This window comes from Nodularia sp. LEGE 04288, assembly GCF_963896525.1.
Classification (GTDB): Bacteria; Cyanobacteriota; Cyanobacteriia; order Cyanobacteriales; family Nostocaceae; genus Nodularia.
Window position 1 is genome coordinate 1 of the sequence record NZ_CAWQOY010000032.1, and the last position, 9,629, is coordinate 9,629.

A 9,629-nucleotide genomic window follows, 5' to 3' on the forward strand; every position below is an offset into this window, starting at 1 on the left:
TTCCTCTTCTCCCCTGCACCCTGCCCCCTGCCCCCGTTCCTCTTCTCCCCTGCCTCTATTTAGTTCCGGACAACAAAGCAAACCGAATCAACCCACGTTTGTAGCCGTCACTCATTAATCCCAGAGACAATGCGCCTTGAATAGTTTCCCAACCAGAAGTGAGTAATCCGAAAAGCGCCTGCGGAGTGAAAGCCGAATCAATGACAAAATCCCAAAATGGAGCCACAGCCGTTGACCAATCAGCAGTGTGAAGATTATTTAAAGGAAGCTGACGTGCGATCGCCTCATATTCTGGCAAAGAAATCACGTAGGGTAGACAATAGACGCGATAAATCTCTTGCAAATGCCTTTCTTCATCTGCTGTCAATGGAGAGATATCAGTCGGACGATGACACCAAGTCACCACAATCAGCTTCCCACCAGGCTTCAAAACTCGATAGCACTCTTGCAAAAATTTCGTTTTATCTGGCATATGTTCACCACTTTCCAGTGACCAGACCAAATCAAAAGAATCGTCAGCAAAAGGCATTGCTTGAGCATCCGCGACTTGAAACTGACATCTACCACTCAAACCAGCATATTGGGCGCGTTCGTTGGCTCTAGCGGCTTGTACTGGACTCAAAGTAATCCCTGTGGCTTCAGCCTTAAACTTACCTGCTAAATAAAGAGAACTACCACCGATACCACAACCCACATCCAGAATGTTTTCTGCTGTTTCCACCTCAGCCCATTTGAGTAATTCTTCGATTAAATCAATTTGAGCCAGTCGGCGCTCTTTTTTTTCGCTCCCATCTGCGCCGTAATAGCCGTGGTGCATATGTTCACCCCAAATCTGTTCCCACAGACCAGAGGAAGCATCATAAAATTGCTGTATTTGCTGGTATAGTGTTGCACTCATGACAAAAGCAGTGTTAAAACAATGCCGAATTTAAATAAACATATTGGTAGGCTACCATGTGTGTTTTTAATTGAATAAGAGTGTTTTTGCTTCCAGGGGTGTTAACTGATGTATCTTACCTGGAATACTTTGTAAGTATTTATTTTGATATGACTGTTTCTCGCACAGTTTGCTTGGGATTTTTAGCTGTCATCACCGTGGGGACTATCCTGCTGATGATGCCTTTCTCGACTAGCGATGGTACTTGGAATGACCCGATTGTGGCGCTATTTACAGCCACCTCCGCCGTTTGCGTCACGGGGTTAGCTGTAGTTGATACTGGGACTGATTTTTCCTTTTGGGGTCAGTTGTGTATTCTGCTGTTAGCTCAAATTGGCGGCTTAGGGTACATGACAAGCACCACCTTTCTGATTACCCTCATTGGGCGGAAATTTAACCTGCGGCAAAAAATCGCCATTCAACAAACTTTAGACCGACCGGGGATGCACGGTAGCACCCAAGTGATCCGCTCAATTATTGCCACAACGATGATCTTTGAAATTACAGGCATTTTGTTACTTCTCCCGGCATTTGTTCCCGATTATGGCTGGAGGGAAGGAATTTGGCTGGCGATTTTTCATAGTGTTTCCGCTTGGAATAATGCAGGTTTTGGTTTGTTCCCAGATAGTTTAATCGGATATCAGTCTTCTTTCTTAGTAGTTTTCACGATTACAATGTTGATCATTTTTGGTGGTATTGGTTATCAGGTAATCTTAGAAATTTATCTTTGGTTGCGCGATCGCCTGCTCAAAAAAACCACCAACTTAGTATTTTCTTTAGATTTCAAAGTAGCTTCTAGCACAACTCTAATCCTTTCATTTATCGGCACAATCGCCTTTTTTCTCATAGAGACAAAAAATCGAGCAACATTTGGCTCACTGAATTTGCCTACCCAGTTACTAGCAGCTTGGTTTCAATCAGTGACTACCAGAACTGCTGGTTTTAATAGCATTGATGTCAGTCAAATGACAACGGCTGGTTTATTTATTACCATTGCCTTGATGTTTATTGGTGCAAGCCCAGGTGGGACGGGAGGAGGAATCAAGACTACAACCTTGAGAGTTCTCACCAGTTGCACCAAATCAATTCTCCAAGGCAAAGAAGAGGTTTTATTATATGAACGCAAAATAGCAATATCTTTAATTTTAAAAGCTGTTGCGGTTTTAGTTGGTTCCGTTGGTATGGTACTGTTTTCCACAATTTTAATTTCCCTCACAGATCCAGAATTGAATTTTATTCAACTGCTGTTTGAAGTTGTATCAGCCTTTGCTACAGTCGGCCTTTCTACAGGGATCACTAGTAGCGTCTCAATTCCAGCCAAGCTGATTTTAATTGTCACAATGTATGTGGGAAGAGTAGGTGTTTTACTGCTAATGGCTGCTGTGCTTGGAGACCCCCGCCCCAGTAGAATTCACTATCCTGAAGAAAATTTACTTGTGGGATAGTTGATCAGATAGATCAGGTAATGGGGTGTTAATGAATGGCCAATTAATCAATCTATGCCAGTAACATCAACTGATAAAATATGAATGAGTAGACAAACAACTAAAAATTTTCACGAATTTTAGTGTAATCGTTTTTACCCTGGCTCCAGGCAGTCAAAATAAGGATAACAAATGTGAATCTGTCATCGATCGGCTTTTTTCGCAGTTTGCGTCGAGATAACCAGCAATTTGCTGTAATTGGGTTAGGACGTTTTGGTAGATCAGTCTGTTCAACTTTACACAAATTAGGTTACCAAGTACTGGCAACAGATGTGGATGAAAAGCTAGTTTCAGCAGCATTACAGGAAGAACTAGTTGGTCATGCATTACAGCTAGACTCAACTGAACCAGCCGCACTTAAAGAAGCAGGAATATTTGAATTTGATACGGTAATTATCGCCATTGGTAACTACGTTCAAGAAAGTATCATTACCACCTTGAATGTCAAAGAGGGCGGAGTACCTCATGTAGTGGCTAAAGCTTCTAGTGAAGTTCACCGTAAGCTGTTGAAACGAGTGGGTGCAGATCATGTAGTGTTTCCCGAATATGAAGCTGGTTGCGCCCTCGCGCGATCGCTCACCAAACCATCTATTTTAGACAGATTTGACCTTGACCCAGATAACAGTATTGTCGAGATGATTGTACCTGATGAATTCCACGGTCGAACAATCTCCGAACTGCAACTGCGTAACCGCTATGGCTTGAATTTACTAGCCGTGAGTCAGGATGGTAAGTTTAAAATCAATCCCGAACCCACTAAGCGTCTAGAACGCGGTTCAGCAATGGTGGTTATTGGACATAACAAAGACATTAATCGCTTGCCGATTTGAATCAGATAAATGGAAGATAGGAATTACACTTAATATAGGTGTAAAAAACCAGTAGAAAGAAGTTTGCTTTTTAGAACGTTTATGGATTTAATACTTGAAGATTTAGCGGCAATTGATAATAAGCTTTCTCAACGTTATATTGAGCTTGACCCCGGCGGATATTTCATTATCTATTTGGATCGAGGCGCAGGGTTAATTTACGCCAAGCATTTCACAAATGTGATTGATGAGAAAGGTTTAGCCGTCGATCCGGAAACCGGGAAGGTAATTCCTGCTAGGGGAAAAGTGGAACGGACTCACACAACAGTTTTTAGTGGAAGGACGGCTAAGGAACTTGGGATCAAGATTTTTGAAGAAACTCAGCCCTGTCCAGTCACTCAGTTAGACCATGCGGCTTATTTAGGGCGCGAATTTGTCCGGGCTGAGGTGGCTTTAGTGTCAGGGCAAGAGTATATTCAGGATTGAATCAGTAAACAGTTATCAAAGCGTATAGAGGGAAACTTAAACCCAATTAACTCTCTTGACTGATAACTGTTAAAGTTAGCCCTCAGATGATGGTTGGTTGATCTGGTAAACAAAGTAAGTAGCCATCGGGATCACGGTAGCGGCAATTAAAAGTCCTACTACCCAAGCAGTAGCGTTACCTTGATCCACATCTTCGGCTTTGGTAAATGTACCTTCTACCTGTACAGTATCAATCACTATTGGTGGCCCTGGATCTGGTTCCCCAGAGAGGACAGCAACAAGGCGATCGCTGGCATCGATAAATGCCTGATTGTATTTGTTACCGTCCCGTATCGGTATACCCAAAGTTTCTGCAACTACACTTTCGGCGATAGAGTCAGTCAACAAGGGCTTAACTTCTTCACCAGACACAATAGCCGTACCATTGGTAACAGTGTCCAGTACCACCAATGTTTGATTAGCTTGTGCTGCTGGTGTAGGAAACCATTTTTCAAAGAGTTCTTGAGAAAAACTTTCTGGAGTTTCACCGTAATCGAGGCGACGAATCGTCACAAATCTGACTTCGTTACCTGTTTTTTTGGCTAAATCCTCAAAAGTACTGTTGATTTTACCTTCATTGACGCGACTAATAATGTCACTTTGATCTAAAACCCAGTTGTCTGCGGTGAGATTGGGGATTTGATATACACCTGTAGCTAATGCAGGTGAGACAAACACGGAAGCACCCAGAACTACCATCAGTAAGGGTACAACTAGCCGAAGTAGGTATTTTTTAAGACTAAATATTTCGTTAAGGATCTGTTTCATCGGATGATCTGTTTCAGACAGGCTTGCACCAAAAATACTACAGAACCAAGGTCAAAATCACCTGATTTACACATCTATTCAATTTTGGCGGTATTCAGCAGTCTATTTTTTCTGTAACCATATACTTTACTTATCTTAAGGTGGACGCAGGTAAGAGGGAGCAACGCGATTTTATGTCCCAAAACCAAACTTTACAGTGATCGCAATACCCATTTTCACCCATTTCGCATTCTTTAACCGTGCCGCCACAAGTATGCAATGCGGTAGAAGATGAGAAGTTTAAATAAAGGCGTTTAGCTATTGTTGATAAATATTAAGTTGGTTGGTGTTGGGTTTACTTGCGTCAACCCAACCTACAAATTACGATTAATAGTTGTTTAAACTCAGGTATCTACGCAGAATATTTTGGGTTTTTTCTAGTAATTCTGCTTCTAATTCACCTAATTGCTGAGTTAAACGAATTTTGTCAAATGTCATTGGTTCAACGCATATCAAAAGACTGTCTACAGAAAGTCCATTTTGTGATGATGAAGGTACTGCAACTACCGCAGGTGAAATCCGAGGATTATTAGGTTTGGCGGAAGTAAAAGGTAAAACTGTGACTTTGCTGCGTTGGTTGTTAAACAAAGTCCCAGAAACTATGAGTGCTGGACGAGTTTTTTGAATTTCTGTACCTACAGAGGGATCAAATGTTACTATCCAGATGCTTCCCATTCGGTAATCGCTATATTTTGCCATTCACTTTCCCAACCTAATTCTAATTCATCAACCAAGGCGCAAGCGGCCGCTAGTGCTTCATCTTGTTGTTTTTCTTGCCATTGTTTCAACAGACTTTCAATCAATGCACTACGGTTTTCAACTTTTTGGTCAATGTAATTTAGTAGTTCATCTGGCAATGAAATTGAAATTTTAGCCATATCCTACCCAAAGTCATACTACCAGTAGTATATATTATTTTGATATTTTTAGTCTAGTAGTAACTTTTTTAAGATGCAATCCAGTTTTCTAATTTTAGCTCGTAAATTCGGCTATAATGACGAGTGTTGTTAGTTACTAAAATATAGTTTCTAGTTATTGCAACACTAGCAATTAATAAATCGAAATCTGCTACTGGTTGTCCTGTTTTTCTAAGTTCTGCTTTAATTCTCCAAATTTTTTGACAGCATTATTATCTAAATTTATAACTTCAATATCTTGAACGAATTTTTCTGCACGAGTTAAATTTTCTGTTACTCGTTGATAATTATAAGCACCAAAATATAATTCCGCAACGGTGATGTTGCAAATACAAATTTGCTCCCATCCAGAAGTGTTGAATTTTATTTCTGACGGAATTAATGTTTTTAATCCAGTAAATGCAGGTGTCAGTATCTAATAAATAAGTCATAAGCTAATATCGTAGTTAGAAATAGTCCGACTATCATAAATCTCTTTGACTATTTCTTCTGCTGTGCGTTCATTTTCCCAAGCACCATGTTTTTCTATAAATGTGTCTAGTGGATGTGGTTTTTGTTTTTGGGTAGATGAGAAAGTTTTCTCATTTTCTATGTGTTTATTTTCTGGTTTTGGATAACGTTTTTTGAGTAACTGAATAAAATCAAGTAGTAAGGTTTGAGCTTCTTCTGGTAAAGTATCAATATCTCTATATATTTCCTCAAATTTTATTACCATCATTAACTCCTATGTTGAGTAAAATTTTCGGTATTATTTTATTATAACTGAGGCGCACCGGATAATCTGGTAAACATGATGATTGATCTTTGCAACCTCAGTCACTATTTACGCTTGGGTTATTGGTTTGGTGGGTTACGCGATCGCTAACCCATCATCACTGTGTTATCATCACGTCTGAGGTCAGAGATGATAAGAAAACTATCATTTCTTGTATTAATGGGTGTTGTTGCAATATCTGAATTTCTTGCTCATTGATATTGCTAAATATTCTCTCGTTTATTGACTGTTCTTTTCCTAAGACTGTCTCTAAAAATTTTTTAGGTTTACTTTGTGCAAATTGCCATTCTAAATCATTAAATTTCCTTTGTGCTATTTTCTCAATTAATGATTTATCTTGTAACAATAATATTTCTAATTGAGGAACAGCCAAAAATAATTGAAAGGGAGTACCAGAAGATGCTTGATTTAATACATAATTAATTAAATCTTGCTTTTCAAATACTTGAGATTCGTTATCTGTATCTGCATCGATGACAAGAGCAACTGGTATTTTTCGAGTCGCTAGAAGTGAAGTAGCTAAAGAACGCGCTCTGTAAGAACTTTCACCTGCTATAAATTGGATATCTTGAATCAGATTTTTTGGCAGTAATTTCTGTAAAATCTCTATATTTGTTTCACTTTCTGCAAGCATATATGCTAGTGTCATGAAAAATTATCCGTCAAAATAGGAGATTTTCAAAAGGATAAGTTTGCTTCCAACGATAGGTATTAAAATCACGTTGGTCTACTGAAAAAATGCGTCCATGTCCTAAATGTTCTGCTAAAATTACTAAGGAAGCATCAGCTAAATCCATTGGTAGATCAGCATATTTTTCCATTAATTCAATAATTCTAGCGGTATGATGAGTTTCTAAATTAAAAATCGTAAATAATTCTTGTTTAAGACTATTGATAAAAGTAACTTGAGCTTCAACTCCCTTGCGAGTTAGCAAAAGATAACAGGTTTCTGTAATAACACACCATGTTGTGATTAAAGGTTCATTGTATTTTTTTAAAGCTTGTTTAGCTATTTCGTGGTAATTGTCTTTTTTATCAATCAGAGCTAACCAAAATCCTGTATCAACGATGATCATATTTAGTCGATAATGTATTAGATAAAACTTGTTTATAAGTAGTTGATAAATCTTCTTCCACAGAACAACAACCAATTAATCCCATTTCTTCAAACTTTTCATAGAGATCTTTTTCTTGACTATCATTTTCTAACTCTGTTTGTGGGTAACGCTTTTTGAGTAACTGAATAAAATCAAGTAGTAAGCTTTGAGCTTCTTCTGGTAAAGTATCAATATCTCTATATATTTCTTCAATTTTTGTTACCATCATTAACTCCTACGTTGAGTAAAATTTTCGGTATTATCTTATTATAACTAAGGCGCACCGGATAATCTGGTAAACATGATGATTGACCTTTGCAATCTAAAGACACTATTTACACTTGGGTTATTGGTTTAGTAGGTTAACTTTCCCCAGTGTATCAGTCATAGTTATAAATCCTCGTCTAATATTCCTTCAATGTCTCTAGCACCATGAATTACGCGCAAAATATCAACTTCTGATTCAGTGAGACGATAAAAAATGAGATATTTTCTAAATCCTTTGATAGATTGTTGGTGAATGTCTGCTAAGTTGGGATGGGAAAATTGACAGTGTTTTCCTATGGCTGGAGTTTTTGCTAATTGTTGAAATGTTGCTTCTGCTGCAATTAAAAAGCGGTCGGAAATGTCTAAACTATCCTCGGCTATGTAGGTTGCTAAATCTATCAAGTCGCGGATAACTTGAGGTCTTTTTTTAAGTTCAAACATCACGGCTAAATTGCGCTTTGACGTTTGTTAATTCTTTCACTGACTGTTTGACGGATATCTTCCCAATCTTGAGCAGTCATTTCTGTTGCATTTCCAGAGTTTAATCCTTCTAAGAGCATGGTTTGTAGACGTTCATTTGCTTTCTGTTTTTGGTCTTGTCGCACTAATTCCCGAAAATATTCACTGACGCTGCTGTAAGCACCTTGAGCTACCTGTTCTTCTATATAAGTTCGCATAGTATCAGGTAAGGAAATATTCATACTTTTCATGAGGGTTAGTTCGGTGAATCTGCTTTTATATATTATGGCAGTTTTTGTCATTTTTTGCCATTGATACTTAGGTTATTGCTTTGGTGGGTTACGCGATCGCTAACCCACCCTACAAACTGACTATATTTGGTTAGCTGTTATTGGTTTTAAGTAGCGAAGATAAACTGTTAGATTGAAGCCATGCAAATAGTTTTACCCTTAAACTATCATTTGGTTTTGGTTTATATTCACCTTTTTGAATTTCTTCTAGAACATTGGTATCATTAACGCCATATTTATCTTTCATTAGGTCTTCAAACATAGCTAATGGAAGTAGTACACTCTCAACTTCTACATCATCTTCGCTAAAAATAATCGTCTCTAATCTAAACCTATAGCCAGACCATCTGATAGTAGGTAGTGTATCTAACTGATTTTGTAAATTACGTATTACGTTTTGTACAGCGTCAGGATTTTTAGTCTTGTGCATTATCCACCAGTAAAGATTGTGTCTAACAAAATACTTTCCATTCTCGTTAGCACATACCTCTATTTCTATATCATCCACATATACAAACTGACGTGTCATTACTCTCGATTCACCTTCAGACATTGGTTCTAATTCCTCCCAAGGTTCAATTTCAACAATTCCATTCTTAGCTTGATGTTTATCAACAAGTTTGATGGGAATAGGATCATCCTCTAAAGCACCTAAAGCTGATGTATTCTCCCCATTTTCTTGCGTTTTTTCTAAATCTATTTCAAGCTGTTCGCTACTAAAAGCCTTAAATTCTACTCCAGCGAGAGTCCGAAGAGTTGAATCTTGCATAAATCTAACTAAACCTTGAAGAGGCTGTATATCTATTCGTAATTTATTGTATTCAGTCTCCCAAAAACCAAATTTACCCGCAGACTTAGGCAAAGTTTTGTATTCTTTCCATTTGAGGGAACTCGCTTTTTTATTAATTGTTTTTAATGCAGTTCTAATACTACCAGATGCTCCTCTCATACCATAGACAGGATACACTAGGTATATTGTTGCTGGTTCTTCATCTGATATTGGGTCAAAGCCAAAGATCATCGTGTTAAATTTGGCTAATTGTGTAAGACTTTGTTGTAATGCGGTTTCGGCTGGAGTTATTTTTATAACGGGTGCTACTACTTTCGACCAATTAAGCGGCGGTTTGTATAACTTAACGCCTTATGTGAGATGGGGTAGCAAAAAAGAAGGGGAAACCACAAGATAAAGGTAACGACACCAAAGCTTGAGGTCTCCTAATGAATATGGTAGACGGTTCGACCCTATTGACGACAATTTTTGT

At 38.3% G+C, this 9,629-nt stretch carries 14 protein-coding genes; 3 read left to right on the top strand and 11 right to left on the bottom strand.

The window, feature by feature from the left end:
- Positions 1-55 precede the first annotated feature (55 nt).
- Complete coding sequence (locus tag AACX33_RS02690) at positions 56-898, bottom strand: methyltransferase domain-containing protein (protein ID WP_194002167.1); 843 nt, start codon at positions 896-898, stop codon at positions 56-58.
- A 149-nt stretch (positions 899-1,047) separates the two neighbouring features.
- Between AACX33_RS02690 and AACX33_RS02695 the strand changes: the two genes are divergently transcribed.
- The 3 genes from AACX33_RS02695 to AACX33_RS02705 all read left to right on the top strand — a co-directional run bounded on the left by AACX33_RS02695 (position 1,048) and on the right by AACX33_RS02705 (position 3,716).
- Positions 1,048-2,382, top strand: coding sequence for a TrkH family potassium uptake protein (locus tag AACX33_RS02695; RefSeq protein ID WP_194002169.1), 1,335 nt, complete (start codon positions 1,048-1,050; stop codon positions 2,380-2,382).
- Between the two features lie 173 nt (positions 2,383-2,555).
- On the top strand, positions 2,556-3,251 hold the full coding sequence (locus tag AACX33_RS02700) for an NAD-binding protein (RefSeq protein ID WP_194002171.1): 696 nt from the start codon (positions 2,556-2,558) through the stop codon (positions 3,249-3,251).
- Positions 3,252-3,332: 81 nt separating this feature from the next.
- A complete protein-coding gene (locus tag AACX33_RS02705) occupies positions 3,333-3,716 on the top strand; it encodes a DUF4346 domain-containing protein (protein WP_194002173.1) in 384 nt (127 codons plus the stop codon).
- 75 nt (positions 3,717-3,791) lie between these two features.
- On the opposite strand, the gene psb32 is transcribed toward AACX33_RS02705, so the two are convergent.
- The 10 genes from psb32 to AACX33_RS02760 form a co-directional block, all read right to left on the bottom strand.
- Positions 3,792-4,523: a photosystem II repair protein Psb32 gene (gene psb32 / locus AACX33_RS02710; RefSeq protein WP_194002175.1), complete on the bottom strand. Its 732-nt coding sequence runs from the start codon at positions 4,521-4,523 to the stop codon at positions 3,792-3,794.
- Between the two features lie 366 nt (positions 4,524-4,889).
- Positions 4,890-5,261, bottom strand: a complete 372-nt coding sequence (locus AACX33_RS02715) for a type II toxin-antitoxin system PemK/MazF family toxin (RefSeq protein WP_227789419.1) — start codon at positions 5,259-5,261, stop codon at positions 4,890-4,892.
- On the bottom strand, positions 5,219-5,440 hold the full coding sequence (locus AACX33_RS02720) for a ribbon-helix-helix domain-containing protein (protein WP_190712007.1): 222 nt from the start codon (positions 5,438-5,440) through the stop codon (positions 5,219-5,221). Before AACX33_RS02720 ends, AACX33_RS02715 begins: the two co-directional genes overlap by 43 nt.
- A 466-nt stretch (positions 5,441-5,906) precedes the next feature.
- The gene (locus AACX33_RS02730; protein ID WP_275973784.1) at positions 5,907-6,197 is read right to left on the bottom strand and encodes a hypothetical protein; all 291 of its coding nucleotides are present in this window, start codon (positions 6,195-6,197) and stop codon (positions 5,907-5,909) included.
- 154 nt (positions 6,198-6,351) lie between these two features.
- A complete protein-coding gene (locus AACX33_RS02735) occupies positions 6,352-6,903 on the bottom strand; it encodes a hypothetical protein (protein ID WP_194002177.1) in 552 nt (183 codons plus the stop codon).
- A gap of 13 nt (positions 6,904-6,916) precedes the next feature.
- Positions 6,917-7,330 carry a type II toxin-antitoxin system VapC family toxin gene (locus AACX33_RS02740; protein ID WP_194002180.1) on the bottom strand — a complete coding sequence of 138 codons (414 nt, stop codon included), beginning with the start codon at positions 7,328-7,330 and terminating at the stop codon, positions 6,917-6,919.
- On the bottom strand, positions 7,317-7,580 hold the full coding sequence (locus tag AACX33_RS02745) for a DUF2281 domain-containing protein (protein WP_275973785.1): 264 nt from the start codon (positions 7,578-7,580) through the stop codon (positions 7,317-7,319). Before AACX33_RS02745 ends, AACX33_RS02740 begins: the two co-directional genes overlap by 14 nt.
- Before the next feature lie 161 nt (positions 7,581-7,741).
- On the bottom strand, positions 7,742-8,059 hold the full coding sequence (locus AACX33_RS02750) for a type II toxin-antitoxin system RelE/ParE family toxin (protein WP_194002182.1): 318 nt from the start codon (positions 8,057-8,059) through the stop codon (positions 7,742-7,744).
- Between the two features lie 5 nt (positions 8,060-8,064).
- Complete coding sequence (locus AACX33_RS02755) at positions 8,065-8,328, bottom strand: type II toxin-antitoxin system ParD family antitoxin (protein WP_063872038.1); 264 nt, start codon at positions 8,326-8,328, stop codon at positions 8,065-8,067.
- Between the two features lie 130 nt (positions 8,329-8,458).
- Complete coding sequence (locus tag AACX33_RS02760; protein ID WP_194002184.1) at positions 8,459-9,388, bottom strand: hypothetical protein; 930 nt, start codon at positions 9,386-9,388, stop codon at positions 8,459-8,461.
- Between the last annotated feature and the right edge of the window lie 241 nt (positions 9,389-9,629).